The organism is Caldimonas mangrovi (genome assembly GCF_023721835.1).
Taxonomy (GTDB): domain Bacteria; phylum Pseudomonadota; class Gammaproteobacteria; order Burkholderiales; family Burkholderiaceae_C; genus Caldimonas; species Caldimonas mangrovi.
This window is the reverse complement of sequence record NZ_JAMKFE010000003.1, coordinates 65,752-89,733: the sequence shown is the minus strand read 5'-3', so window position 1 is coordinate 89,733 and position 23,982 is coordinate 65,752. Positions and strand designations below refer to the sequence as shown.

Sequence of the window (23,982 nt, the reverse complement as noted above, 5' to 3'; positions counted from 1 at the left end):
ACTACCACCACAGCCAGGCGACGAAAAACACGCCGATCATCACGAAGGCCAGCACCACCTTGACCACCGTCGCAACCAGCAAGCCGATCCAGGTGGCCAGCCCGACCTGCGTGGCACGCCGGGCGTCGCGCCGGGCCCAGTATTCGCCCGCCATCGCCCCGGCCAGCGGCATGAAGAGCAAGCCGATGAAACCGGTGAAGACGCCGAGCAGCGTGCCGATGGCCGCGCCGGCCAGCGCCAGCGGGCTGGCGCCGGCCTTGCGCGCGCCGAGCAGCGCGGCCACGTAATCGGCGGCCCAGGCGATCACCGCCAGCACGGCGATGGCGCCGACGGTCCAGCCGGACACCCGCACGAAGCCGTCGATCCAGGCGGCAATGACGATGCCTGCCAGCACGAGGACGGTGCCTGGCAGTGCCGGCAGCACGGTGCCGAGCACGCCCAGCCCCATCAGCATCAGGGCGAGCACCCACCAGACGGCGGGCGGGGCGACGAGGCCGAGTTCGGTCATGCGGGGCTCCATGAAGTGCGGGACCTGCCGATCATGCCGGCTTGCGCAGGCCCTGGGCGAAAGGCCCGCAGCAGCCCGGCGGTTTGACAGAAGACGCCCGCTGCGGCACGCCAGCGCTTGGTCAGGCTGACGATTCGCGCCATACCTGCAACAAAAAGTACACCTTGCGCCGTGCGCTTCACAGGAGAAATGGCCGGTCCGGAGGGGTTTTGGTTACCGAACCGGGGCATGGCATGAAAGATGCGCCTTGACTGGCATCCGAAGACCAAGGCGTACACAACATGTCTCACCAGGCCCCGAAACGACGCTCCGGCACGCAGTCACTGGCTGGGCAGATCGCCCGACGCCGGCGCACGCAGCTGCAGTCGGCGACCCAGCCGCGCGGCCGAGGGGGTTGGTCGTCGCTGTTGCGCCTGACGCCATGCAACGAAGACGGCGGCCAGCACAGCCGGTGGCCCACGTTGTCCAGGCTGTTCCGTTCGCCCAGCAGCGCACCGGCCTTCCTGTGCACCGATTTCGCCCCCAGCCAGTGGTTCAAGCCATGAAACAGTTCGCCGCGTCCGCCAGCGCCTCGACCGTGCTGGCTCAACATACCACCACGCAACAGCAGCAGCGCGCTGCGACGCAGCCGAGCGGCACGGCCGGGCTGCGCCAGTACCAGGTGCTGCAGTCGCGCAGCGAACCGGCGCAACGCACGCTGGGGTTCAAGCCGCGCTGAACGCGCGCCACACGACAGCTTGTCCAGTCCCCAGAAACCCGCAACTATTTCTGGGACGTCGAGGGAGAGGGCGGCGGCCGGGGTCGGAGAGAGCGAGAGCCCCGGCCGCCATCCCTTTTTTTCTGCTTCCGGCCCACCCCGTACCGGCGACGCCGGCCCCCTCAAGCGGGCGACACCAGCAGACCGGCAAAACCGGCTCCGCGGTGGTGGCACAGATCTCCCCCTACCGGCTACGCCGGCCCCCTCAAGGGGCAACACCAGCAGACCGGCACAGCCGGATCTGCGGTGTTCGCTGGGCCCGCACAATCCGCCCGCCACTCGGTGCGCTACCCGGGCTTTCCGGGTGCCCGGCTTGCCTCTGAAGCTCCTACACTGCCGACCGCATTGCCGCACGCGCGTGCGGCGGCAGCACAACAAGGAGCTTTTTCATGAGCCTGTTCCCGCAATGGCGCGAGAAGACCGAGGGCATCGTCGCGCCCGATGAACGCCTGCCGTGGCCGCAGACGCTGGCGATGGGTGTGCAGCACGTGGTCGCGATGTTCGGCGCCACGGTGCTGGCGCCGCTGCTGATGGGGTTCGACCCCAACGTCGCGATCCTGATGAGCGGCATCGGCACGCTGATCTTCTTTTTCGTCGTCGGCGGCCGGGTGCCGAGCTACCTCGGTTCCAGTTTCGCCTTCATCGGCGTCGTCATCGCAGCGACCGGCTATGCCGGCCAGGGCGCCAATGCCAACCTCGGCATCGCGCTGGGCGGCATCATCGCCTGCGGGGTGCTCTACACGCTGATCGGCCTGGTCGTGATGGGCACCGGCACCGGCTGGATCGAGCGCTTCATGCCACCGGTGGTCACCGGGGCGGTGGTCGCGGTGATCGGCCTGAACCTGGCGTCCATCCCGATCAAGAACATGGCCCCGACACCGTTCGACGCCTGGATGCAGGCCGTCACCTTCGTCAGCGTGGGTGCCGTCGCGGTGTTCACGCGCGGCATGGTGCAGCGGCTGCTGATCCTGGTGGGCCTGATCGTCGCCTCCCTCATCTATGCGGTGCTCACCAACGGCCTCGGGCTGGGGCAGCCGATCGACTTCTCCAAGATCGCGGCCGCGCCGTGGTTCGGGCTGCCGGGCTTCGCCGCGCCGGTGTTCGATGCCAACGCGATGCTGCTGATCGCGCCGGTCGCGGTGATCCTGGTGGCCGAGAACCTGGGCCACATCAAGGCCGTCAGCGCGATGACCGGGCGCGACCTGAACCCGTACATGGGCCGGGCCTTCGTCGGCGACGGGCTGGCGACCATCGTCTCCGGCGCGTCGGGCGGCACCGGCGTGACCACCTACGCGGAGAACATCGGCGTGATGGCGGCCACCAAGATCTACTCGACGGCCATCTTCGTCGTCGCGGCGCTGATCGCCATCCTGCTCGGTTTCAGCCCCAAGTTCGGTGCGCTGATCCAGACCGTGCCGCTGGCCGTGATGGGCGGCGTGTCGATCGTCGTGTTCGGGCTGATCGCGGTGGCCGGCGCCAAGATTTGGGTCGACAACCGGGTCGACTTCAGCGACAACACCAACTTGATCGTCGCGGCGATCACGCTGATCCTGGGCACCGGCGACTACACGCTGCGCATCGGGCAGTTTGCGCTGGGCGGCATCGGCACCGCGACGTTCGGCGCCATCTTGCTGTACGCGTTGCTGAACCGCACCAAGGTCTGACGCGCAGGGTGGGCCGGAGCCCACCGTTCGTCATGCCGATCGGTTCGCGCCGGGCCGGCGCGCCCAGCGCTCCAGCGTCGCATGCAGGCGATGCAGATCGATCGGCTTGGCGACGAAGTCGTTCATGCCGACGGCGCGCGTGCGCTCCTGCTCGGACACCAGTGCTGCCGCCGTCAGCGCGATGATGGGCAGTGCCTGCGCGTCGTAGCGACGGCGCAGCATCTGGGTGGCCTCGAAGCCGCTCATGCCGGGCATGTGCACGTCCATCAGCACGGCATCGAACCGGCCCTGCTCGGCGTCGATGACATCGAGCGCCTCCTGGCCGGTACGGGCCTGCGCCACCTCCACGCCCCATTGCTCGAGCATCGCCGCGGCGATCATCATGTTGACCGGGTTGTCCTCGACGACCAGCACGCGCAGTCCCTGCAGGCTGTCGGCTGCCGGCGGCGGCGCCACCGCCGGTGCGGCCGTTTCTCCGGCGGCCGGCAGCGCCAGCTCGGCCCAGAACACGCTGCCCTGCCCGGGCGTGCTGTCGACGCCGACCTCGCCGCCCATCAGGTGCGCCAGTTCGCGGCAGATCGACAGTCCCAAGCCGGTGCCGCCGTAGCGGCGCGAGATGGACTCGTCGGCTTGCGTGAACGGCTTGAACAGCCGCTGCAGCACGTCCGGGTCGATGCCCGGGCCGGTGTCGTGCACCTCGAAACGCATCCGCTCGTCACCCAGCGGTGTGGCCATCATCTGAACGCGGCCGCTGTCGGTGAACTTGAGCGCATTGCTGATGAAGTTGCCGAGGATCTGCTGGGTGCGCACCGGGTCGCCGATGACCCGTTGCGGCAGGTCGTCGGTGATCTTCAGGACCAGCTGGATCTGCTTGCCCGCCGCCTGCTCGACGTAGGAACGGTGCAGCGTCTGCAGCAGCTCGGGCAGGTCGAACGCGATGGCCTCGAGCTGCAGCCGGCCCGCTTCGATCTTCGACAGGTCGAGAATGTCGGAGATGATCGTCGACAGCGTTTGCGCACTGTCGACGATGCGCCGCAGGTACTCTTCGCGCCGGTGGTCGTCGATGCCCACGCCGAGCGCCAGCTGCGCCAGCCCCAGCACACCGTGCAGCGGCGTGCGGATCTCGTGGCTCATGTTGGCGAGGAAAGCGCTCTTGGCGCGGTTGGCGGCTTCGGCCTGCTCCTTCGCGGCCGCCAGGTCTGCGGCGGCGCGACGCTGCTCGGTGATGTCCTCGACGATCCAGATCGTCGCGCCGCGGTCGGTGCCGGCGTCCTCGACCCGGCGGGCGCGGCAGCGCCCCCAGAAGCGGCCGTCGTCGCGCCTGAACATCTCCCATTCGAAGTCGAGCGGTTCGTGCCGCGACATCACCTCGCGCGTGAGCTGCGAGACCCGTTCGAACTCGGCGTCCGACGGCCAGATGGCGCGCACATGCTGCCCGATCAACTCGCCCGGCGCCCAGCCGAGCATTTCCTCGAAGCGACGGTTGGCCTGATGGAAGCGGCCGCGCAGCACCAGCGCGATGCCGACCGAGGCGTTGTCGAGGATGGCCTTGTACTCGGCGCGCGAACGCTCGCGCTCGGTGACATCGCGCGCCAGCACCAGCAGGTAGCGCTTGCCGTCGACCTCGAAGATGGCGCCGGACAACTGCACCAGCACCGTGTGGCCGGCCTTCGCGCGGTACGGCATCAGCAGGTCCTGCACCGAGCCGTTGCGGCGGATCTCGCTCAGGAAGTGTTCGCGCTGCTCCTGGCTTTGCAGCATGCCGAGCTCGAGCACCGTGCGCCCGATCACCTCGTGCGGCTCGTAGCCGATGACGCGCGTGAAGCCGGGGTTGACCATCACGTAGCGGCCGGTGTCGGGGTCGGTGACGGTGATCACGTCGGGGCTGGACAGGAACAGCCTCGACAGCATCGCCTCGGAGTGCAGCAACGCAGATTCGGCCTGGCGGCGCTGCGTCACGTCGAGGTAGATCGATTCGATGGCCGGCCCGTCGGGCAGGTCCACGCGCGAGCCGGTGGCGGTCACGTCGACGGGCGAGCCGTCGCGGCGCAGCGCGACGAGGTCCACCACCGGCAGGCTCTCGCCGATCGGCAGCGCCTCGAGGTCGAGGACGCGGCGTTGCACCAGCGCCTGCGAGGCGACGTCGTACAGCGAGAGCAGCTCGATCCCGACGAGGTCGTCAGGCACGCCGTAGCCGAACATGCGTGCGGCCGCCTCGTTGGCCGAAATGATGCGGCCTTCGCGGTGGATCAGCAGCGCCAACGGCGAGCGCGCGAACAGGTTGCGATAGCGCCGCTCGCTGGAAGCGAGCGCCAGGGTGGCGGCGCGCTGCTCGGTGATGTTCTGCCCGATGCCCCAATAGCCGCAGAATCTGCCGTCGGCGTCGAAGATGGGCTCGCCGCTGATCGACAGGTGCACCATGCGGCCGTCCGCCTGCGTCCTGCGCATCACGAAGTCGCGGAACGGAAGGTGCGCCTGCAGTGCGGTGCGGTGGGCCACCCATTCCTGCGGCGTCACGACGGCGTCGGGGATCTCCCAGCGGCACTTGCCGAGGACCGCCTTCGCCTCCAAGCCGCTGATCTCGTCGAAGGAGGCCGACAGGCGCGTGAAGCGGAAGTGCTCGTCCTGCTCCCAATACCAGTCGGCTGCGAGGCCGAGCAGCGTGTTGAAACGGGCATCGTGTTCGGCGGCACGTCGCAGCGCGCGACGGCTCAGCCGGCCGACGACCAGGAACGACAGCGCGCCCACGAGGCCCACAGCCGCGACGAGCCACCGCCGCGCCGGTGCAAGGGAGGAGTCGAACGCGAACAGCGCGCCGAAGATGCACAGCAAGGCCCCTGCGGCGAAGAAGCAGCGCACGACCGCAGTATCGGTCACGCTCGACGACGAAAGGGCGGTGGAACGCTTGGTGCTCACGGATGAGGCCGGCGGCGCGGGCCACGAGCGGCCCGCCGCCGGCGGGAACAAGCGGCGATTCTAGGGAGCGCCGGCACGCCGCAAGCCCCGATCTACCCTAGTGCACGCTGACGGGAACGTGTGCCATGACACGCCCGCCCGAAGCACGCGAACGCCGCTCACCAGCGGCATCCCATCCAGCGTCCCCACTCGTGCGACTCCAGCGTCTCGAACCCCAGATGCTCGTAGAAGCCGATCGCATGCGGGTTGAGCGCCGACACGCCGAGATGCACGCCGACCGCCCCGCGCGCCTGCAGGGCGGCGCACAGGCGCTTCACCAGCGCCGCCCCCAGCCCGCGTCGCTGCGCGCGCGGCAGCAGGCCGATGTGCAGGTGTGCCGGGTAGTCGTCGAGAAAGGGCATGTCGGTCGGTACGCCCTGGTGCAGCGCGCGCACCAGCCAGGCGGCCGGCCGCTCGTCATCGGGGTCGGGCAGCGGATGGCGCCGGCGCTGCGCCGGCCACCAGCGCGCTTCGGTGCAGCGTGCGAAGGCCAGCGTGTCGGCCGTGCCGAGCACATGCCCCGCAACACCCAGGCCGTCTTCGGCGACAAAGACCAACCCCGGTTCCAGCGCCGCATACGGGCCACCGAAGAGGTCGCCGGGCAGGCGCGCTTCGGGACAGTGGGCGGCCGCGTCGCCGCCATGCCAGCCGGTGCGCAGGCAGGTTTCGTACACGGCAGGCAGATCGGCCGGCCGGTATGCACGCACGACGGGCGCTCGCGCGACGCGGGGGGTTGCCGCCAAAGGCGGCAGGCCACAGGAGGTGGATGCTGCTGTCATGCCGCGCATTCTTGCGACCCTCCGGGCGCCACCGGTGAGCAAACGTCTCGCGCCGGCGCTAGCGCGGCTGACGTCCGTAGTCGATCGAATGGACGACACCTGCCTGGAAGCGCACCGTCGCCATCAGGTTGCCGGGGCCGCGGTCGTACAGCCATTCCTCGACCGCCCGGCACGGCACCGCGATACCGACCAGCGGCGGCGGCACCAGCTGGTAGGACGGCACGTGGTAGACCGGCGCACAGTAGGCGTCCTTCAGCAGCGGCTCGCCGCACTTGTGCAGCACCGACAGGCGCGAATCGCCCAACTGTGTGGACTGGCCGTTGCAGCGCAGCGACTCGGCGTGCGCCACCGGCAGCCACGTCGCGCCCACCAGCGCGACCAGGACGGGAATCGCTCTCATCTTGTGGCTCCTCGTGCGGAACACCCTCGAATTGTGCTGCTGCGGCGCGGCGCATGCCCATGCCGGCACGACGGCCCTGCGCACGGCGTTGACAAACCCGCCCGCGGCACCACAAACTTAACTTCATGGTTAATCAACAAGAGGGCCGCACGCTCGACCTCGTCTTTTCAGCGCTGGCCGACCCGACGCGGCGCCAGGTGCTGCGCAGCCTGGGCGAAGGCAGCCGCACCGTGACGGAGCTGGCCCAGCCCCACGGCATGTCGCTGCCGGGCTTCATGAAGCACCTGGCCGTGCTGGAAACCGCCGGCCTGATCGCGCGTTCCAAGGAAGGCCGCGTCGTGCGTTGCCAGCTGGACGCGGCGCCGATGCGCGAGGCTGCCGCCTGGCTGGCGCACTACGAGCCGTACTGGAGCCAGCGGCTCGATGCGCTGGCCCGCTTGCTGTACCACGAGCAAGAGGTGCATCCCGGCGCCGCCGCCACGTCCGCCACGCGCGGATCGGCCGGCAGGCGGTGAAGGGCAGAGTCACCACGCGCCGGCAGACCGGGTGCGGGGCAGCGACAATCCCGGCTCCGCCCATCCGGGGCCCTGCCCCTGCCCTGCAGCCCGCGTCATTCGGCGCAGTTGCGACACCCGCGCCGCCATGACGCCTTCGTTCCTGACCGCCCTGTTCACCGGCCGAAGCCGCCGCCCCGCCTTCCCCTCCGCCTGGTTGCGCGCCTTCCGGCCGGCGCCATTGAACGTCAGCCGCGGCGAGCGGCTGCGTGTGGTGTGCGGCGCGGCGGTCGGCATCTTCGTCACCGGCTCGCTGTCCCACCTGCTCGGCGCGAACTCGGCGCTGCCCTGGTTGATCGCCCCGATGGGCGCGTCGGCCGTGCTGGTCTTCGGCGTGCCCGCCAGCCCGATGGCCCAGCCGTGGGCGGTGGTCGCGGGCAACACCGTCTCGGCGCTCGCCGGCATTGCCTGCGCGCACCTGGTCGCCCCGCCGGAGCTGGCCGCCACGGCGGCTGTCGGACTCGCGGTGGCATTGATGTTCGCGCTGCGTTGCCTGCACCCGCCGGGCGGCGCTTCGGCGTTGCTGGTCGCGCTGGCGGGCGTCACCGACCCGGGCTTCGCGCTGTTTCCGGTCGCGGGCAACTCGCTGCTGATGGTGCTGGCCGGCATCGCCTACAACAACCTCGGCGGGCGCAGCTACCCGCACGCGCAACTGCCGCCCGAACCGGCCCCGCCGCGGCCCGACGACGCCCGCACCATCGCGGCCGACCTCGACGCCGTGCTCGCGCGCTACAACCAGGTGCTCGACGTCAGCCGCGACGACCTGCAGGCCCTGATCGAGCAGACCCAACTGCAGGGCTACCGCCGCCGGCTGGCCGATATCCGCTGCCGCGACATCATGTCCACCGACGTGATCACGGTCGAGTTCGGCACCCCGCTGGAAGAGGCGTGGGCCCTGCTTCGGGAACGCCGGATCAAGGCGCTGCCCGTCGTCGACCGGGTGCGGCGTATCGTCGGCATCGTCACGCTGGCCGATTTCATGCGCTGCGCCGAGCTGGACCGGCACGAGGGTTTCGACCGCAAGCTGCGCGCGCTGATCCGCAAGAGCGGGCTGACCCACACCACCAAGCCGGAGGTGGTGGGCCAGATCATGACGCGCCAGGTGCGGGTCACCAGCGAAGACCGGCACCTGTCCGATCTGGCGCCGCTGTTCGGCAGCACCGGGCACCACCACATTCCAGTGATCGGCGAAGGCGAGCGGCTGGTCGGCATCATCACGCAGTCCGACATGGTGGCTGCGCTGTGCCGCGCCGGAGAGACGGCCGCCTGACCCGCGTCTGCGAGGTCGCGTTACGTTCCGTATACCGGAGCAGCGCGGCCCCGGTGGCACAGTGGCCGCATGCAGCTCTTCCAGGGAACGGGTGCCGGCCTGCGCACCAGCGCGCAAGACATCGAAGCGCGGGACTTGCAGTGGCAGCTGGGCGGACTCACGCTGCGGGTGGCGCGTGCGCGGCTGGAGTCGCTGTCGGCCCGCTTCACGCCGGCAGCGAACGGCCGGCCGCCGCGCCTGCAGCAGGCCGACATCGGCCGGCTGCAGCTGATGGGGGTCGAGGTCGACGAAGCCGAACTGCCGGACGCCGCCCCGCCGCACGGTGAGCCCTGGCGCCTCGACGCGCTCGCCGGCCTGCAGGGCCTGGTGCACGCTTTCGTCACCGATGCGGTGTGGGTGGTCGATGCCGAAGTGCAATTGCGTCTGCGCGACGGGCGCATCGACTTTAACGGCGTGAGCGTCGAGCATATCGGCCCGGATTCGTCGATGGGCATCAGCCGCGGCGGCGTCTACGTCGACTCGCCCAAGCTCGGGCGCGAGTACCTCTACCTCTTCACCGCCAACGACGTCCCCGGCGCCCGCTTCGAGACGCTGAGCAGCGGCCGGGTCCGCCGCATCACCGACCGCGGGCAGCTCGACCTGCGAGCGTTCGTCGAGGGCCTGCTTGCGCAGCAGCCTCACGCGTGGCCAGGCAAGCTGGCCGACCGTCACGTCGCCGGCACGCTCGACCGCACCCGGCTGACGGCCGAACTGCAGCTCGGCGACGGAGCGCTCGGCGCCGAACGGCAACACGTCGTGCTGTCGGGGCGGGCGGACGGCAAGAACCGGGTCATCGTGTCGGCCGCCGTGCTGAGCCACAAGCTGGTGGTGCGGATGCCCGACATGGCGGCCAGTGCCGCGCAGTTCGACCTGCCCGGGCTGACGGGCAGCAGCGGTGCGGTGTCGGCCGACGTCAGCTTGCGGGTCGCAGGCCTGGGCGGCCAGGCGCGGCCGATGGTGGCGCTGAGCCTGGGCCACCTGCGTGTCGAGAACCTGCGCCTGCAGGAACGGCAAGCCCGCCGTTCAGCGGCAACAGCCGCTGACGATCCGGCCGTCGGGTAGCGACACCACCGCGCGATGGCTGGACGGCGCTTCGCCCTCCTCGCCCATCGCATCGACACAGTGCTCCTGGCTCAGCATCGCAACCAGCGGCGTGCGGGCCGTGGCCGGCGCACCGCGCCAGACGGCGACGCGCGGCTGCAGGTGGTCGATGCGCTCCCAGGCCCCGCGCAGCTGCAGCGGCCTGGCCGTGGGACCCTGCAGCGTCGAGCGGCTGTCCCACAGGCGCAGCGACCAGTCGGGTTCGTGGCCCTGGCACACCAGGCCGCCTTCGGCTGGCGCCGGCGTGCCACGTGCGGCCGTGAGCATGACGCGCGGGCGAGCCGCTGCGCCCCGCGTGAGCGCCGGTTGCGCGCCCTCGGTGGCATACCGCAGTCGCCCGTCGCGCACCACCCGGGCCACGATCGCATAGCGGCCGCGCGGGTCGATCTGCCCTGCCTCGTACTGCAACGCGTAGCCTGGTGTATCGCGGCTCGCCGGCATGCGCTGCTCGGCCAGCACTGCCGCGCCGGCGTCGGGCCGCGAGGTGTCGAGCAGTTGCACCACCAGTTCGTCGCCGCGCTTCAGCGCCGGGCGCCCGCGCCACGCGAGACGGCCGGCGAGCGTGGCCCGGCGACCGCCTTCGTCGACCCCGAGCCAGCCGAAGGACGACTGCAGATCCTGGGGAGGCTCCGCCAGCGCGGCACGCATGACCTCGAAGGTCTGGGCATCGGCCGACCCGGCCGGGTAAGGGTGCTGCCCGTCGAGCGCGGCGCCATAGACCCGCCCGAACTCCTGGCCCAGCCGTTGCAGCGGCATCTGCTTCGGCCGCTGCTGCAGCGCCTGCCATCGCTGCGGCGGCAGCACGACCAGTTGCAGCAAGGGGTGCGAACGCAGCGACGGCGCCTGCGGCTGGTATTCGACAACGACCACCAGTTCGGCGGCAGGGAACAGGACTTGCGCATCGGCGCCTCGCACCAGATGCACGAGATAGCGCTGTGACAGCCAGCTCGCCGGCAGCGCCAGCCGCAACCGCGTTTCGCGGTCGACCACGAGGCGCTGCAGCGGGCCGTCGCCGGTGCAGTGGCGCGGCCCGGCACCGGTGTTTTCGAGGGCTGCCTGGTTGCCGCTGGTGCGCAGCGTCCAGCGCGCAGCGGTGTAGACGGAAGGGTCGGTCGAGGCGGTCAGGCCGGCGCTGAGGCCGCCATGGCCGATCCAGGCCATCGACGGCGACGCTTCGTGGTCGAAGCTGACGGCCAGCCGCGAGCCGTCGTCGCAGCGGTACTGCATGCGCCACGACGGCGCCTGCGCCGCGGCAGGACCGGCGAAGGCCGCGGCCAGCCATACAGCGGCCGCGGTGCGGAAAAGGTGAACCATCGAGAGGGGGCTGTTTCGCGTGTGGTGCCCGGCACTGTCGAGCAAAACGCAGGCAGGCGCAAGCGGCGCCTCGAGGCCCGTGACGGGTCCCCGCGGCAGAGCGTGTCCAGCGTGATGTGCCGCGCTCCGGCCTGCTCGGCTCGATGTTCGCGTGCGCTCGTACAGCCGGGCTTCGTGAAGACGGGAGCAACCCGCATCGCGGAACGACCGCGCGCAGGACGCACCGCCGTGACCGTAGCCGGGGATAGCCCGGGTGGTCAGCGCCCGCTTCGCTTCCGACACTCGGAAGATTCCAACGGAGGATCTTCCATGCATTCGACTCCCCGCCGCCGCCTGCTCGCCGCGGCCCTCGGCACCCTCGCGCTGGCCGGCTGGTCCGGCACCTCGTTCGCCCAGGCCTGGCCCACCAAGCCGGTGCGCATCGTGGTGCCGTTCGCACCCGGAGGCACCACCGACATCCTGGCGCGCGCGTTGGCACCCGAGCTGGGCAAGGCCCTGGGCCAGCAGTTCATCGTCGAAAACAAGCCGGGCGCCGGCGGCAACCTGGGCGCCGCGGAAGTCGCCCGCTCGGCCGCCGACGGCTACACCCTGCTGATGGGCACGGTGGGCACGCACGGCATCAACCAGTCGCTGTACCCCAAGCTGCCGTACGACCCGATCAAGGACTTCGCGCCCGTCACGCTGGTGGCCGGCGTGCCCAACGTGCTGGTGATCAACCCGGCCAAGGCCGAGGCCTACAAGATCGACAGCGTGCCCGACCTGATCCGCTATGCCAAGGCCAACCCCGGCAAGCTCAACATGGCCTCCAGCGGCAACGGCACGTCGATCCACCTGGCCGGCGAGCTGTTCAAGAGCCTGACCGGCACCTACATGGTCCACTTCCCGTACCGCGGCTCGGGCCCGGCGCTGCTCGACCTGGTGGGCGGCACCATGGACGTGATGTTCGACAACCTGCCGTCGGCGATGCCACAGATCAAGGGGGGCAAGCTGAAGGCGCTGGCCGTGACGAGCGGCGCTCGCTCGACCGCCCTGCCCGACGTGCCGACGATCGCCGAAGCCGGCCCGGTGAAGGGCTACGAGGCCAGTTCGTGGTTCGGCCTGCTGGCACCGGCCGGCACGCCGCCCGAGATCGTCAACCGGCTGCAGCAGGAAACCGCCAAGGCGCTCGCGAGCCCGGAGCTGAAGGCGCGGCTCGAGGCGCAGGGCGCCATCCCCGGCGGCAACACGCCGGCGCAGTTCGCGAAGATGATCGACGCCGAGACGAAGAAGTGGGCCGGGGTCGTGAAGGCCTCGGGCGCCAAGGTGGACTGACACCGGGAAGCAGGGCGGGCCGCGGCCCACCCTGCAGGAGCGCCCGAATACCGATCAGCTCGGCTTGGCCAGCCCCAGCTTCTCGACCAGCGCCTTCTCCTTCTTGAACGTTTCGGCGGCGAAACGGCTGTACTGCGCCGAGTCCATGTAGATCAGGTTCTGGTCGAACTTGGCCAACGCCTCGCGATGGTTGGGCATTTCCATCGCCTGCTTGAAGGCGTCGTGGATGGTCTTCACGAGCTTGGGGTCCATGCCCTTGGGCGCTCCGATGCCATAGGGCGAGGCCTGCACGATGTCCAGCCCGAGCTCCTTCAGCGTCGGCACGTCCGGGAAGGTCGGCAGGCGCTTGTCGCCCCAGGTGTTGAGCACGCGCATCTTGCCGGCCGCCACGTGCGGCGCGAAACCGGTCGAGTCGGCCGCGGACATGATTTCGCCACCCAGGATCGCCTGCATCAGGTGCGAGCTGCCGCGGTAAGGAATGTGGTTGAGCTTGAGGTCGAGCTTCTGCGCGATCTCTTCCATCGTCAGGTGCGGGCTGGTCAGCATGCCGGTCGAGCCGTACGTCAGCTGCCCGGGGTTGGCCTTGGCATACGCGACGAAGTCTTTCCAGTCCTTCAGCGGCGATGCGGTGGGCACGACCACGCCGAAGGCATAGCCGGTGACGCACAGCACATAAGTGACGTCCTTCACCGGGTCCCAGTTGATCTTGGTGGTGTAAGGCAGGCGGAACACGCCGAGCGGGATCTGCGCCAGCGTGTAGCCGTCGGGTTGCGCCGACTGCAGCGCCTGCGCGGGCAGCGTGCCGCCGGCGCCGGGCTTGTTCTCGATGACGACCGTCTGGCCGAGGATCTTACTGGCGTTCTCGGCCAGCACGCGCATCGTCAGGTCGGTCGGGCCGCCGGCCGGGAACGCGATCATCAGCTTGATGGTCTGGCTGGGGTAGGCCTGCGCACGCGCACCGCCCGCCACACCGAGCGAGACGGCGGACGCGCCGAGGACCTTGAGCATCTGTCGACGTTGCATGGGGAATACCTTTTGGGTGTGCTGTAGGGGAGGCTGCAGAGGATGGCAGTGCCGGTGCGCCGCCGACACCCGGATTTCACCTGACCCGGTGTCGCTTCGGTGTCAGCCGGCGTGATGCAGTTCCGTCACGCGGCACGCAGCACGGCGTGCGCGTCTTGCGCAACCTCGAGCAGGCGCTCCTCGTCGAGGCCGCCGAGGGTGGCCGAGGCCCGCACTGCGGTTTCGACAGCCTCCGGTGCGCGCAGCAGGTAGTGCGCGACCGCCGACAGCGCGCACAGCGGCCGCGCGTCCGGCTTGTCGGGCCAGGTACCGCCGCTCTGCACGACCACGTGATAGCGCACGCAGGTGACGGCCGCGGGTGCGAGCGTCCACGTTTCGCACAACGCTGCGCCGAGCGCGTCGTGGCTCACGCCGAAGGCCTGCATCTCCTGCAGCACCAGCAGGTCGTCGCTCGGCGAGGCCTGCAGAATCGGGGCATAGCGCTGCGGCGCGTGCCTGAACATCACCGCCTTGCCGCATTCTTCGAACAGGCCGGCAGAGTGCGCGACGAAAGCGTTGAGCCCCAGGCGCCGGGCCATCAGCGCCATCACCATGCCGCGCCGGTTGGCGCGGAACCACAGCGCATCGAGTTCGCGCGCGGCCGGGAACACCGAGCGCAGCCCCATTTCGTAGGTGATGGCGGCCACCTCGTTGCTGCCGAGGTACTGGATGGCCTGCTGCACGGTGCGCACCGGCTGGCGCAGCCCGTAGATCGGCGAGTTGAGCGCCTTCAGCACCGCTGCCGCGAGCGCCATGTCGCCTTCGATCAGGCTGCCCATCGCCTTGAAGTCGACCGCTTCCTCGGCCAGCAGCAGCGACAGCTGCACCAGCACCGCCGGCTGCGCCGGCAGGTCGATGTCGAGGGCTCTCAGGGTCGGGTCGACGGGCATGACGAAGGCACTCTTTTTTGTTCAACGTCGGCGCATCTGCACCGAGATCTGCGCGGGCGCTTCGGTGCGGTTGGTCCACACCCAGCAGTACTCCTGCGCAACGGCGGACTCCAGCGCGTCGCGTGCCTCGCGCACGGCGCTTTTCTGCACGAGGTAGTTCACGCCCTTGCCTTGCGGATGGTGCAGGTTGAAGTCGACGCTCGACTGCGACACGAAGGCCCAGATCACGCGCTGGCCGCTCTTGAGCCGCGTGCATAGCTGCTGCGCGTCGCTCGGTGCGACCGTCACCACCACGCTGGCGGCCCCTTGCGCGTCCCAGCTCACGTCGGCGGCGCAGGCGGCCCCCGCCCCCATCGCCACCGCGATCCCTGCTGTTGCCCATCGCTTCATGCCGCCCCCTTGTTGCGCAGCTGCCTGCACGGCACTGTACGGCAAGCGCGCCGCAGCAGTCACGCAGCCAGCATGCCCGAGCGGCCGCCTGGGCAAAAGCACCTTCGTGCAACGGATCCGCCGCCTGGCGTGAACAAAGCCACGCCGCGACGGCATGCCGTCACGAAATCGCGGGACGCTTCAGCAACAATCGACCCGTTATCCGGCAGCCGTGCCCACGCGCGTCCGGCCCGCCCACCACTCCCGAACGAACGATGTCTCTTGCTCATCTGACCATCCTCGTGGTCGACGACTTCAGCACGATGCGGCGCATCGTCGCCAACCTGGTCAAGGAGCTGGGCTGCCAGCGCACCGTCGAGGCCGAGGACGGCGTCGACGCGTTGCGCAAGCTGGAAAGTGGCGGCATCCAGTTCGTGATCAGCGACTGGAACATGCCCAACATGACGGGCCTCGAGCTGCTGCAGAAGGTGCGTGCTTCGGACACGCTGAAAGACCTGCCCTTCCTGCTGATCACGGCCGAGGCGAAGAAGGAAAACATCATCGAGGCGGCCAAGGCCGGTGCGGACGGCTACATCGTCAAGCCGTTCACGGCCGCGGTGTTGAACGAAAAGATCCAGAACATCCTGAAGAAGAAAGGGTTGGGGTGAGATGAAGGCGACGATTTCCCCGCAGGACGCATTTGCGCGCCTGGGTTCGATCACCCGGCAACTGCACGAGGCGATGATCGCGCTCGGCGCGGGCTCGGAGTTGCAAAGCGTGGTCAGCGAGATCCCCGACGCACGCGAACGGCTGGCCTACGTCGGCAAGATGACCGAGAACGCCGCCAACAAGGTGCTGAACCTGGTCGACGCCGCCAAGCCCGAGTGCGACGCGGTCGCGACGCAGGGGCACGAACTGGCCGGCAGCCTGCGCCGGCTGGCCGATACGCCCGAGCTGTCGCCCGAGCGGGCGCGCGCGATGATGAAGCTGTGCGCCAGCTACGCCGACCGCGCTGCCGCCTTCGCCGAAGGCCAGAATGCGGTGCTCGGCGACATCATGCTCTCGCAGGACTTCCAGGACCTGTCCGGCCAGGTGATCAAGAAGGTCATCAACATCATCGACCGCACCGAGAAACAGCTGCTCGACCTGCTGGTCGACAGTGCGCCGGAGCAGCTGCAGGCCGTGGTGCCGGCACCGGCCCCCGTGGCGGCGGCCGCCTCGAAGGAGCTGGCCGGGCCGCAGGTGCCGGACAAGGCGCTGCAGCAGGACGAAGTGGACGACCTGCTCGCGTCGCTGGGGTTCTGAGGCCGCTGGGCGGTGCCTTCCTGTCAAGGTTCGCAGCCCCTCATCCCGGGGTGATGTAAGCGGATGCCCTGGAGACCGCCGTCGGGTTTCATTTCCTCACGGACGCGATGTCCCTCGCCTTGAAGACTTCCCTCGCTGGCCGTTCAACGGCCAGTTTCTTTTTCCACACATCCTTCGAGGGAGCGACATGGCCAAGGACATCTACGTCGAATTCAAGAGCTGCGACATCAAGGGCGATTCGCGCGACAGCAGGCACAAGGACACCGTGGAAGTGAGCGCGTGGAAGCACGAGGTCAGGCAGCCGCGCTCGTCCTCGTCGTCCACCGCCGGCGGCCACACCGCCGAGCGTTGCGAACACGGCGAGATGCATTTCACCAAGGAAGTCGACGGCGCCACGCCCAAGCTGCTGCAGGCCTGCTCGTGCGGCACCGTGATCAACGACGTGGTGATCTACTTCTACCGCGCCCACGGTGGCAAGAACAACGTCGGCAGCCCTTCGGGAGCACAGAACCGCCACCAGTACCTCAAGATCGAATTGAAGAACGTGGTGGTCGCCTCGGTGGAGCCCACGGTCGAAGAGAACTCCGGCGAAGAGGTCTTCACGCTGAAGTACTCGGCCGTGCGCTGGACCTACGATGAACTGAGCATCGGCGGCGACAAGTCCGGCAAGGTCAACATCACGGGCGCCTGGGACCTGGCGCGCAACGTGCCGAACTTCGGCTGAGCTTCGTGGGGGCACCGGCCCCCTTGCTTCATCCCGGTGGCTGCCGAGACAGCGCGCCGAGCGCCGATCCATCGGCCGATTCTTTCGATTCCAAGAAGTAGATCCATCAAGGAGGAGTTCCCATGGCACAACCGTTCTACTACGAGTACACGCCCGAGTCGGGCGATTCCCTGGCGTCCGTCATCTTGCGTCTGTACGACGAGCCGCCGTGGTCGCGGCGCTGCGAGGAGTTGCGCGCCGTGATCCTGCAGATGAATCCGCGCTTGAAGAACTCCGACCAGTTGGGGCGCGTGGCGCTGCGGGTGCCGGACCCCCACGGTTCTATGCTGCCGCCGGGCTTGGGCGGCCCGTTGTTGAGCGCCCCCACGGCGAGCGCAGAGGAGCGCCGCAGGTTCTGGGCGATGGCCTGGGCCGAGCACAGCGGGCTGCTAAACAGCCCGGGCAGCGTCGCGCTGGGGAGTGGCGCCAACCTGTTGAGCGGCGGCAATCTGGATCTGTTGCGACAGATCGGCGACGAGTATGCGGCGTACAGGAGCGGCCAGCTGACCAAGGGGCAGTACGACTACCGCAGGCGGTTGCTGATCGAACGGTTCCGCGCCAACGCCGGTCCTTTCGAGCGGATGATGTTCCGGGGCCTCGATACTCAGCAGGCCATTCGTATTGCGCGTCATGGCGGCGTGCCGTATGACCACAACATCAGTCAAAACGTGGCTCGACTCAGGCAACTGGGCTCCTTGGCCTCCAGGGGCGGTATCGTCCTGACCGGGGTAGGGATGACGGCCGCTTGCGTTCAGATCGCCAATACCGAAGATCGGAAGAAGAAGAATGAAGTTCTTGTCGACACCGTCACCAGTTCCGTCACGGGCATCGTGATCGGTCTTTTTGTAGTGTCCAATCCGATTGGTTGGGGAACTGCCTTGATTCTTGCAACAAGCGGCGCCGCTGCGAGTTATTTGGCAGGCAAGGTGGCGTCGCGTGTCTACTCGAGTAATTTCAGCGAAATCGACCTTGTCGATGGAGCCGGTGTGGACCAGGTATGCCGTTAGTCGATGAACGAGGTGTCGGCCTGATCCTGTTCGGGCTCGTCTGCACGGTGCTGGTCGCCGGTGCAGTCGTGATCGGCGTGCATTTCCTGATGCCAAAGAAGCTCGTAGAACGGTACTGGAAGCAGCCGCACTTCGGGCCGTTCCAGCTGGCCGTGTTCACAGGCACGATCTGGGCACCGCTGCGCACTGTCATGCTGCTTGCTGCCATCGCGTTTCCTGCGATTGCTCGGAAACGCGGAATGACGGAAATGCGAGAGGTCGTACCGGCTTGGTGCCGCTGGGTCGCGAAGTTGCTGGGAACAATCTGGGTCATCACCAGTGCCGGCCTCGTCTTGGCCACGGCGACCCTTCTCGCGCACTTTCAAGCGAGCGGGCGTATTGCTCTATGGCCCGGCCAAGATGGGGCAAGGGTTGACTGGGACCTCGCCATAGCAATAGCTGTTCTGTTGGCCGGCGCAGGTTTTCTCCTTGTGCGGCACGTGATCAGTCGGGGGGCACGAGGAGGAAGACATGATTCAGCCGTGACGCATCAGTCGCGCCCGGGCAGCCCCCCGAAACCTTCCGCTGACAGTCGGTCCAAAGTTCCCCCGGGCGACGGTGAGAGGGCGAAATGAACGCTGTCGACGCCTGGAACTTGGCGCGCAACGTGCTGAACCTCGGCTGAGCGGTGAAAGGCCTCGGCCTCCTCCTTCTGCTTGCACCGACACAGCTCATCTCTGACCAAAAGCGCAACAGTCAAGAAGCGGCACCATGCCAGGCACCGGTCGTGGCATCCACGAGGCGACGTGAGTCCCGGCGCGGTCGAAAGTTCGTGGAGCAACTGCGTCCGCGCCCAAACAAGGAGGTCGACGTGGCTACCCTACGGGTAGAACGGAAGAGGAATCCGCAGGGCGTCGAGCCGCCTCCGCCCGCACGCTGGAAGGTGATCGCAGGAGCGCTGCTCTTCACCGCCCTGACTGTCGGTGTTTCCGGGTGGGTCGTGGTGGCCGGCTCGGATCTGTGGCGTGCGTTGCTGACCAAGCCGCCCAGCATCACGTACAACTATGAATTCACGATTCTGTTGGGGTGTGCGATCGGCATGATCGGCATGACCATCTTCATCCTTCAAGGGGTCGCAACGCCCAACGGATCTCCCACGAACGGGCTCATCAAGGTTCTGAAAGTCTCCATCTGGGGCTTCATCGTCCTGTTCTTTGGGACTCCTATCGCCATATGCCTGATGGACGTCCACTTGAAAGCCGCGGGCTACGAACCATGCGAAGAGGCGTCGTATAGCGGGTTCCGTTCCCTCGCCGTGGTTTACGTCCAGCCGCAACCCGGCCTGTGCGAACAACTGGCCGCGCGACGCAAGCAACGCAGCGCCAGCCCATGAATCAGCCGTCGCGGTCGATCAAAGGCGCAGGGGCAAGCAACAGCGGCTGCGCCGCCTACAACCACTGCCGCACATAGGCCCGCGTCGCCTCGTCCGCCGGGAACAGGTGCTCCACCTTCAGCGACGCCGCGGTGATGTCGTGCGGCGTGCCGAAGGTGGTGAACATCGAGAAGAAGGCCAGCTCGTGCTCGACGCCAGGCACGCGAAAGCGGGCCGCGAGCACCGGCGACGGCGGTGCCATCGTGGTTGTCACGTGCGGTGAGCGGCGCTTCGCGGGCGCTCCGCGCGCCTCGAAAGCCTCCAGCCGCGGCTGCAGTGCCGGCTCGTGCGGCACCTCGCGCCAGACCCGCTGGTGCAGTTCTTCCAGCAACTCGTCGCGGTTGACCAGCAGCTGCTGCAGGCCGTCCGGGTCCAGCATCAGGTCGAGCACGTTCAGTTCGGTGCCCGACTCGTAGGCCTGCACCAGCGCGTCGCTGCCGCTCAGCGTGCGCCACAGCGCCAGCATGCCCCGGTTGACGAGCACGAGGTTCCACTGGCGGTCGAGCACCATCGCCGGGTTCGGGTCGTGCGCGGCCAACAGTTGCAGCAGCGCTTCGCGCACCGGCTGCATGTCGGCGCTGTCCAGCGCCGTGGCCGGGAAGTAGGGCGCGTAGCCGGCCTTCATCAGCAGCTCGTTGCGCTGCGACAGCGGCAGCTCCAGCGCATCGAGCAGCGCCAGCAGCATCTCGCGGCTGGGCTGTGCGCGCCCGGTCTCGATGAAGCTGAGGTGGCGCTGCGAGACGCCGACGCGCAGCGACAGCTCCATCTGGCTGAGCCGGCGCACATGGCGGACCTGCTTCATGTGCTCGCCGATGTGGGGGGTGTGTCGTGTGTCCATCTGGGTGTTCGTGGTGCCCGGTGTCGCCATTGCACGCCCGATGCTGCATGGCGCCAATTACCTGCTGCGTAATTGCCGCGCTGCAGGCGTCCGGCGCACAGTGTGCCCACATTCACGAAAGGAGCACATCATGGTTCGTACCGCTGCATCGATCGGGCTGGCCGTCTTCGGCGCGTTTTCCGCCTGGGTGGTGTGGAAGGTGGGCTACCTGGCCATCTGGCAGAGCCTGCTGACCGGTCCTGCCGCCTGGCAGGTCGGCTTCGACATCGCGCTGTTCGGGCTGTTGTCGATGATCTGGATGGCGCACGACGCGAAGCGCACCGGCCGCACGGTGTGGCCTTACCTGCCGCTGACGCTGCTGGCCGGCTCGGTGGGCCCGCTGCTGTACCTGGCGCTGGCCCCCAAGGAGCCGGCGCCCTACGCTGCGCCGAGGGCCGCGTGAAGGAGTGGGGGTTCGCCGCCACGCTGCTGCTGGCCGGCGTCGTGCACCTGCTGCCCGCCGCCGGCGTGCTGGGGGCGCCGGTGCTGCAACGGCTCTACGGCATCGATGCCAGCGAGCCGACCCTGGCGCTGCTGCTGCGCCACCGCGCCGTGCTGTTCGGCGTGCTGGGGGCCTGGATGGTGTGCGCCGCCTTCGTCGCGCCGCTGCGCTGGTGGGCCTGGGGTGCGGCACTGCTCAGCATGGGGGCCTTCATCGTGCTGGCCACCGAGCACCCGGCGCTGAGCGAGCCGCTGCAGCGCGTGATGTGGGTCGACATCGGGCTGTGCGTGCTGCTGGCCGCGGCCGGGTTCGTCAAGGCGATGGCGGCGCGCTGACGTCGGGCGCCGGGACCTCGCGCCGCCGGAACATGCCCCAGCCCTCCATCGTCAGCACCGTCTCCTCGCGGCCATCAGGGCGGCGGGCGATCGCCTCCCACTGGCTGCGGATCAGGCCCACATGCGGGCGGCTGTTCATCGGCCGGGCTTCCTGCACCGTCATGCGCACGTGCAGCACGTCGCCGGGATAGAGCGGCTTCAGCCAACGCAGGTTGTCGATGCCCGGCGAGCCGAGGCTGGCAGCGTCGAGCAGGTAGGCATCGCACATCATGCGCATCACCATCGCGCAGGTGTGCCAGCCGCTCGCCGCCAGGCCGCCGAACAGCGACTGACGGGCGGCCTCTTCGTCGAGGTGGAAGGGCTGCGGGTCGAATTCGCCGGCAAAGCGGATGACGTCGTCGCGTTGCACGGTGAGGCCGCCGAACTCGCGCACGGAGCCGGGGGCGAAGTCTTCCCAGAAAAGCGTCGGGGTGCGGGGAGCAGTCATCGATGTATTTCACACATGAACGAGCTGCCCATCGTACCGGCTGCGCGCGCGCCGGGTGGCGCGGGCCTATACTGCGCAACTCGGGCGTGCAGGACGCCCGCTCTCGCGTGAGCTCCAGCAGCACCTGCGGCAAGCCTTCCACGTTCACCGTGCTGCTTGCATACCTTATCCACACATGGGCCTTCGATGCGGGAACGGGCCGGTTTTTCAGTGGAGCCGGTATGCAAACCCAGCGCACCCTTTCCTCTTCCGTTGTTTCTTCGTCCCCCCGCTCGGCGCAAGCGCGCGGCAGTGCACTCGCCTTCGTGCGCCGCCAGGCGCGCGAGCTGTTGCGCGAAGCGCGTGACGAACGCCTGATGGTGGCGATGCCCGCCGTGCGGCGTGTGCATGCCGCGGGCCTGTTCGGCACACAGCCCTTGAGCACGTTGTACCGCGAGCGGCAGCGCCTGCAGCTGAAGCACTTCCTGCGGGCACTCGCGCTCGAAGCCGGCCATCCGAGCTGGGAGCGCTACAAGCCGGTGCTCGAAACGCTGCCGGCGCAGGCGCTCGGCGACTACCAGGTGGAGGCCCTGAGCGTCGCGTCGCTGCACCCGTGGTTCAGCAATGCCGAGCAGGCCCAGGCGTATGCGGACGTCCATGGCGGACGTGTGGTGCGCTATCGCGGGCAGGCGGTCGTGATCTCGGACGACACGCCGCCGCCGCGGTGAAACGCGCCCCGCTTCACCGCGGCGCGCCGTAGGCGATGCCGCGGGCCGCCTGCACGCCCCAGTAGGACGCCTCCTCGAAGACGCTGTAGCCGGACAGGTCGGCATGGGCGAACAGCACGTCCTGGCCGTCCGCCAGCGCGGCGCGGGCGCGCCGCATGAGCGGCTCATGCAGGAAGCCGGGAGCGGGCACCGCCATCGCATGGCCGTGGATCGTCAACTCGGCGCCGGTGCACCAGCGCTTCCATTCGCGGCCGTAGGCGGTGTCGAGGTCGGCGCCCGCGAGCGCGAGCAGTTCATCGGCAGGGGCCTGCGCCGCCCAGCGACGCCGGGCCTCGTTGTCTGCGGCGCCGAGCGCGTGGTATGCCGTCAGCACCGTCCCCGCCGGCAAGGCCGTGCGGATGGCCTGATGGGTGGCGACGATGTAGCCCAGTGCCGAAGAGCCGGCGACGACGTTGTCCCAGCTGAGCGGCTCGCCGGGCCGCTCGGCCGGAAAACGTCGCATGAAGAAGTTGGCGACCAGCCACGGGCTCATCGCCGGCCCCGGCGCCTGCTCCAGCCCGTCGAAATGCTCGGGCACCAGGCGGCGCGCCACGAACAGCGGCGTCGCCACCACCACCTTGCGCGCCTGCAGCGCGCTGAGCCGGCCCTGCTCGTCCAGCACGGTCACGCGGCAGCCCCGCTGCCCGGCGAGCCGGGACACCCGCAGCGCCGCGCCGGTCATCCGCTGCTGCGGCGCCAGCCGGCCCTGCAGCCCGTGCGCGATCCAGCCCAGCCCCTGGGGCCAGGTCAGCACCGCGCCGGGCTCGGCGTGCCGCGCCTGTCCACGCTGCACGCAGAAGTAGTGCAGGCCGGCCCAGGCCGACACCAGGGCCGCTTCCACGCCATATTCGTCACGGCAGCTGTAGTCGAAGTACCAGCGCAGCAGCGGGTCGGTGATGCCGTGCGCGTCCAGCCAGCCGGCAAAACTTTGCGCGTCGAGCCGGCTCGCGGACGGCAGCGTCGCGCCGAGCGCCAGCGGCACCTCGAACGCCGGACGCCCTTGCGCGTCGTGCAGCGCACGCATCTGCCCGAAGGCAGCCTGCACGGCCGCCCACTGCCTTTGCGCCGCCGAATGGGGTGCCAGCGGAGGCAGGATGCCGGCATGCCAGCGGCCCTGGTGCAGCACGCGTTCGACGCCGGCGTGCACCACGCAGCGCTCGTCGTACAGCGGCGCGTCGTCGCGCGGGCCCTCCAGCAGCACGCCCAGGTCGTGCAGCATCTCGCGCACGTGCAGGCTGCTGCGCGTGGGCACCGGCAGGTAGTGCGCGCCGCGCGGGTAGGCACTGAATGGATGCGAGCCCCAGGCTGCATTGCCGAGCGGAGCGGGCCCGTCGATCATCACGAAGTCGTCCAGCCCGGCGCGGCGCAGTGCCCAGGCGCAACTCAGGGCGGCCACGCCCGAGCCGACGATCACCACGTCGGCCTTGCGCTGGGCGGGTGGCTGCGCTGCCGGCGGCGCACCGGGGCGGGTCAGCTCGCGCAAGCGATGCCCCATGTGTTGGCCGGGGTGACGCACCGCGGTGTCGAACCCGCGGCCCGGCAGCAGCGCCGAGAGCCGGTCGCGCAGCACGACGAAGCCGCCGGCGGCCAGACCGCCCGCCAACAGCAGGCGCCGCTTCATGTCGGCGCCGGAAGA

The 23,982-nt window shown here is 69.1% G+C and carries 27 protein-coding genes; 16 read left to right on the top strand and 11 right to left on the bottom strand.

The features are described from left to right. Position 1 precedes the first annotated feature (1 nt). A complete protein-coding gene (locus M8A51_RS05545) occupies positions 2–508 on the bottom strand; it encodes a DUF456 domain-containing protein (RefSeq protein WP_251777187.1) in 507 nt (168 codons plus the stop codon). A gap of 281 nt (positions 509–789) precedes the next feature. On the opposite strand from M8A51_RS05545, the gene M8A51_RS05540 reads away from it, so the two are divergent. The 3 genes from M8A51_RS05540 to M8A51_RS05530 all read left to right on the top strand — a co-directional run bounded on the left by M8A51_RS05540 (position 790) and on the right by M8A51_RS05530 (position 2,929). Further along, entirely contained in the window at positions 790–1,053 is a 264-nt protein-coding gene (locus tag M8A51_RS05540; RefSeq protein WP_251777186.1) for a hypothetical protein, read from the top strand. Beyond that, positions 1,050–1,226 carry a hypothetical protein gene (locus M8A51_RS05535; RefSeq protein WP_251777185.1) on the top strand — a complete coding sequence of 59 codons (177 nt, stop codon included), beginning with the start codon at positions 1,050–1,052 and terminating at the stop codon, positions 1,224–1,226. The genes M8A51_RS05540 and M8A51_RS05535 overlap by 4 nt, the downstream gene beginning before the upstream one ends. A 428-nt stretch (positions 1,227–1,654) precedes the next feature. Then, positions 1,655–2,929 carry a solute carrier family 23 protein gene (locus M8A51_RS05530; RefSeq protein WP_251777184.1) on the top strand — a complete coding sequence of 425 codons (1,275 nt, stop codon included), beginning with the start codon at positions 1,655–1,657 and terminating at the stop codon, positions 2,927–2,929. Between the two features lie 30 nt (positions 2,930–2,959). Here M8A51_RS05530 and M8A51_RS05525 read toward each other — a convergent pair whose 3' ends face one another. The 3 genes from M8A51_RS05525 to M8A51_RS05515 all read right to left on the bottom strand — a co-directional run bounded on the left by M8A51_RS05525 (position 2,960) and on the right by M8A51_RS05515 (position 7,063). Continuing rightward, positions 2,960–5,845, bottom strand: coding sequence for a PAS domain-containing hybrid sensor histidine kinase/response regulator (locus tag M8A51_RS05525; protein ID WP_251777183.1), 2,886 nt, complete (start codon positions 5,843–5,845; stop codon positions 2,960–2,962). A 158-nt stretch (positions 5,846–6,003) separates the two neighbouring features. Then, positions 6,004–6,663 carry a GNAT family N-acetyltransferase gene (locus M8A51_RS05520; protein ID WP_251777182.1) on the bottom strand — a complete coding sequence of 220 codons (660 nt, stop codon included), beginning with the start codon at positions 6,661–6,663 and terminating at the stop codon, positions 6,004–6,006. Positions 6,664–6,721: 58 nt separating this feature from the next. Then, on the bottom strand, positions 6,722–7,063 hold the full coding sequence (locus M8A51_RS05515) for a DUF2845 domain-containing protein (protein ID WP_251777181.1): 342 nt from the start codon (positions 7,061–7,063) through the stop codon (positions 6,722–6,724). A gap of 125 nt (positions 7,064–7,188) precedes the next feature. On the opposite strand from M8A51_RS05515, the gene M8A51_RS05510 reads away from it, so the two are divergent. The 3 genes from M8A51_RS05510 (at position 7,189) to M8A51_RS05500 (ending at position 9,988) form a co-directional block, all read left to right on the top strand. Further along, positions 7,189–7,578, top strand: a complete 390-nt coding sequence (locus tag M8A51_RS05510; RefSeq protein ID WP_251777180.1) for an ArsR/SmtB family transcription factor — start codon at positions 7,189–7,191, stop codon at positions 7,576–7,578. 127 nt (positions 7,579–7,705) lie between these two features. Then, positions 7,706–8,887 (top strand): HPP family protein, encoded by a 1,182-nt coding sequence (locus tag M8A51_RS05505; protein ID WP_251777179.1) that lies wholly within the window; start codon positions 7,706–7,708, stop codon positions 8,885–8,887. A 69-nt stretch (positions 8,888–8,956) separates the two neighbouring features. Then, positions 8,957–9,988 (top strand): hypothetical protein, encoded by a 1,032-nt coding sequence (locus M8A51_RS05500; protein WP_251777178.1) that lies wholly within the window; start codon positions 8,957–8,959, stop codon positions 9,986–9,988. On the opposite strand, the gene M8A51_RS05495 is transcribed toward M8A51_RS05500, so the two are convergent. Continuing rightward, a complete protein-coding gene (locus tag M8A51_RS05495; RefSeq protein WP_251777177.1) occupies positions 9,950–11,341 on the bottom strand; it encodes a YbaY family lipoprotein in 1,392 nt (463 codons plus the stop codon). The two genes, M8A51_RS05500 and M8A51_RS05495, sit on opposite strands and share 39 nt — an antisense overlap. A 309-nt stretch (positions 11,342–11,650) precedes the next feature. Here M8A51_RS05495 and M8A51_RS05490 point away from each other — a divergent pair, with 309 nt between their 5' ends. Further along, a complete protein-coding gene (locus M8A51_RS05490) occupies positions 11,651–12,652 on the top strand; it encodes a Bug family tripartite tricarboxylate transporter substrate binding protein (protein ID WP_251777176.1) in 1,002 nt (333 codons plus the stop codon). Positions 12,653–12,706: 54 nt separating this feature from the next. Here M8A51_RS05490 and M8A51_RS05485 read toward each other — a convergent pair whose 3' ends face one another. From M8A51_RS05485 to M8A51_RS05475, 3 genes are all read right to left on the bottom strand, one after another. Beyond that, positions 12,707–13,675 (bottom strand): Bug family tripartite tricarboxylate transporter substrate binding protein, encoded by a 969-nt coding sequence (locus M8A51_RS05485; RefSeq protein WP_251777175.1) that lies wholly within the window; start codon positions 13,673–13,675, stop codon positions 12,707–12,709. Between the two features lie 125 nt (positions 13,676–13,800). Then, entirely contained in the window at positions 13,801–14,604 is an 804-nt protein-coding gene (locus tag M8A51_RS05480) for an HDOD domain-containing protein (RefSeq protein WP_251777174.1), read from the bottom strand. 21 nt (positions 14,605–14,625) lie between these two features. Next, the gene (locus M8A51_RS05475; RefSeq protein WP_251777173.1) at positions 14,626–14,994 is read right to left on the bottom strand and encodes a hypothetical protein; all 369 of its coding nucleotides are present in this window, start codon (positions 14,992–14,994) and stop codon (positions 14,626–14,628) included. Between the two features lie 254 nt (positions 14,995–15,248). Between M8A51_RS05475 and M8A51_RS05470 the strand changes: the two genes are divergently transcribed. From M8A51_RS05470 to M8A51_RS05445, 6 genes are all read left to right on the top strand, one after another. Continuing rightward, on the top strand, positions 15,249–15,641 hold the full coding sequence (locus M8A51_RS05470) for a response regulator (protein ID WP_251777172.1): 393 nt from the start codon (positions 15,249–15,251) through the stop codon (positions 15,639–15,641). Between the two features lies 1 nt (position 15,642). Then, on the top strand, positions 15,643–16,278 hold the full coding sequence (locus M8A51_RS05465) for a protein phosphatase CheZ (RefSeq protein WP_251777171.1): 636 nt from the start codon (positions 15,643–15,645) through the stop codon (positions 16,276–16,278). A 187-nt stretch (positions 16,279–16,465) separates the two neighbouring features. Further along, positions 16,466–17,002, top strand: coding sequence for an Hcp family type VI secretion system effector (locus tag M8A51_RS05460; RefSeq protein ID WP_251777170.1), 537 nt, complete (start codon positions 16,466–16,468; stop codon positions 17,000–17,002). A 122-nt stretch (positions 17,003–17,124) separates the two neighbouring features. After that, a complete protein-coding gene (locus tag M8A51_RS05455; RefSeq protein ID WP_251777169.1) occupies positions 17,125–18,048 on the top strand; it encodes a hypothetical protein in 924 nt (307 codons plus the stop codon). Continuing rightward, positions 18,039–18,662, top strand: coding sequence for a hypothetical protein (locus M8A51_RS05450; RefSeq protein WP_251777168.1), 624 nt, complete (start codon positions 18,039–18,041; stop codon positions 18,660–18,662). Before M8A51_RS05455 ends, M8A51_RS05450 begins: the two co-directional genes overlap by 10 nt. 236 nt (positions 18,663–18,898) lie before the next feature. After that, positions 18,899–19,420, top strand: a complete 522-nt coding sequence (locus tag M8A51_RS05445; RefSeq protein ID WP_251777167.1) for a hypothetical protein — start codon at positions 18,899–18,901, stop codon at positions 19,418–19,420. A gap of 55 nt (positions 19,421–19,475) precedes the next feature. Here M8A51_RS05445 and M8A51_RS05440 read toward each other — a convergent pair whose 3' ends face one another. Then, a complete protein-coding gene (locus M8A51_RS05440) occupies positions 19,476–20,297 on the bottom strand; it encodes a helix-turn-helix domain-containing protein (RefSeq protein WP_251777166.1) in 822 nt (273 codons plus the stop codon). Between the two features lie 130 nt (positions 20,298–20,427). Here M8A51_RS05440 and M8A51_RS05435 point away from each other — a divergent pair, with 130 nt between their 5' ends. Together M8A51_RS05435 and M8A51_RS05430 are read left to right on the top strand one after the other, a co-directional pair. Then, complete coding sequence (locus M8A51_RS05435) at positions 20,428–20,739, top strand: DUF2834 domain-containing protein (protein ID WP_251777165.1); 312 nt, start codon at positions 20,428–20,430, stop codon at positions 20,737–20,739. After that, the gene (locus M8A51_RS05430; RefSeq protein ID WP_251777164.1) at positions 20,736–21,113 is read left to right on the top strand and encodes a phosphopantetheine adenylyltransferase; all 378 of its coding nucleotides are present in this window, start codon (positions 20,736–20,738) and stop codon (positions 21,111–21,113) included. Before M8A51_RS05435 ends, M8A51_RS05430 begins: the two co-directional genes overlap by 4 nt. Here M8A51_RS05430 and M8A51_RS05425 read toward each other — a convergent pair. Next, the gene (locus tag M8A51_RS05425; RefSeq protein WP_251777163.1) at positions 21,091–21,600 is read right to left on the bottom strand and encodes a MaoC family dehydratase; all 510 of its coding nucleotides are present in this window, start codon (positions 21,598–21,600) and stop codon (positions 21,091–21,093) included. The two genes, M8A51_RS05430 and M8A51_RS05425, sit on opposite strands and share 23 nt — an antisense overlap. A gap of 221 nt (positions 21,601–21,821) precedes the next feature. Between M8A51_RS05425 and M8A51_RS05420 the strand changes: the two genes are divergently transcribed. After that, a complete protein-coding gene (locus M8A51_RS05420) occupies positions 21,822–22,307 on the top strand; it encodes a hypothetical protein (RefSeq protein ID WP_251777162.1) in 486 nt (161 codons plus the stop codon). Positions 22,308–22,320: 13 nt separating this feature from the next. Here the strand turns inward: M8A51_RS05420 and M8A51_RS05415 are convergent, their stop codons facing one another. Continuing rightward, complete coding sequence (locus M8A51_RS05415; protein WP_251777161.1) at positions 22,321–23,967, bottom strand: NAD(P)-binding protein; 1,647 nt, start codon at positions 23,965–23,967, stop codon at positions 22,321–22,323. Between the last annotated feature and the right edge of the window lie 15 nt (positions 23,968–23,982).

Coding starts and splice junctions, on each gene's coding strand:
- M8A51_RS05500 (WP_251777178.1), top strand. CDS start 8,957: ATGCAGCTCTTCCAGGGAACGGGTGCCGGCCTGCGCACCAGCGCGCAA.
- M8A51_RS05530 (WP_251777184.1), top strand. CDS start 1,655: ATGAGCCTGTTCCCGCAATGGCGCGAGAAGACCGAGGGCATCGTCGCG.
- M8A51_RS05460 (WP_251777170.1), top strand. CDS start 16,466: ATGGCCAAGGACATCTACGTCGAATTCAAGAGCTGCGACATCAAGGGC.
- M8A51_RS05515 (WP_251777181.1), bottom strand. CDS start 7,063: ATGAGAGCGATTCCCGTCCTGGTCGCGCTGGTGGGCGCGACGTGGCTG.
- M8A51_RS05455 (WP_251777169.1), top strand. CDS start 17,125: ATGGCACAACCGTTCTACTACGAGTACACGCCCGAGTCGGGCGATTCC.
- M8A51_RS05535 (WP_251777185.1), top strand. CDS start 1,050: ATGAAACAGTTCGCCGCGTCCGCCAGCGCCTCGACCGTGCTGGCTCAA.
- M8A51_RS05510 (WP_251777180.1), top strand. CDS start 7,189: ATGGTTAATCAACAAGAGGGCCGCACGCTCGACCTCGTCTTTTCAGCG.
- M8A51_RS05435 (WP_251777165.1), top strand. CDS start 20,428: ATGGTTCGTACCGCTGCATCGATCGGGCTGGCCGTCTTCGGCGCGTTT.
- M8A51_RS05495 (WP_251777177.1), bottom strand. CDS start 11,341: ATGGTTCACCTTTTCCGCACCGCGGCCGCTGTATGGCTGGCCGCGGCC.
- M8A51_RS05490 (WP_251777176.1), top strand. CDS start 11,651: ATGCATTCGACTCCCCGCCGCCGCCTGCTCGCCGCGGCCCTCGGCACC.
- M8A51_RS05440 (WP_251777166.1), bottom strand. CDS start 20,297: ATGGACACACGACACACCCCCCACATCGGCGAGCACATGAAGCAGGTC.
- M8A51_RS05540 (WP_251777186.1), top strand. CDS start 790: ATGTCTCACCAGGCCCCGAAACGACGCTCCGGCACGCAGTCACTGGCT.
- M8A51_RS05465 (WP_251777171.1), top strand. CDS start 15,643: ATGAAGGCGACGATTTCCCCGCAGGACGCATTTGCGCGCCTGGGTTCG.
- M8A51_RS05520 (WP_251777182.1), bottom strand. CDS start 6,663: ATGACAGCAGCATCCACCTCCTGTGGCCTGCCGCCTTTGGCGGCAACC.
- M8A51_RS05485 (WP_251777175.1), bottom strand. CDS start 13,675: ATGCAACGTCGACAGATGCTCAAGGTCCTCGGCGCGTCCGCCGTCTCG.
- M8A51_RS05480 (WP_251777174.1), bottom strand. CDS start 14,604: ATGCCCGTCGACCCGACCCTGAGAGCCCTCGACATCGACCTGCCGGCG.
- M8A51_RS05425 (WP_251777163.1), bottom strand. CDS start 21,600: ATGACTGCTCCCCGCACCCCGACGCTTTTCTGGGAAGACTTCGCCCCC.
- M8A51_RS05420 (WP_251777162.1), top strand. CDS start 21,822: ATGCAAACCCAGCGCACCCTTTCCTCTTCCGTTGTTTCTTCGTCCCCC.
- M8A51_RS05475 (WP_251777173.1), bottom strand. CDS start 14,994: ATGAAGCGATGGGCAACAGCAGGGATCGCGGTGGCGATGGGGGCGGGG.
- M8A51_RS05545 (WP_251777187.1), bottom strand. CDS start 508: ATGACCGAACTCGGCCTCGTCGCCCCGCCCGCCGTCTGGTGGGTGCTC.
- M8A51_RS05415 (WP_251777161.1), bottom strand. CDS start 23,967: ATGAAGCGGCGCCTGCTGTTGGCGGGCGGTCTGGCCGCCGGCGGCTTC.
- M8A51_RS05450 (WP_251777168.1), top strand. CDS start 18,039: ATGCCGTTAGTCGATGAACGAGGTGTCGGCCTGATCCTGTTCGGGCTC.
- M8A51_RS05505 (WP_251777179.1), top strand. CDS start 7,706: ATGACGCCTTCGTTCCTGACCGCCCTGTTCACCGGCCGAAGCCGCCGC.
- M8A51_RS05470 (WP_251777172.1), top strand. CDS start 15,249: ATGTCTCTTGCTCATCTGACCATCCTCGTGGTCGACGACTTCAGCACG.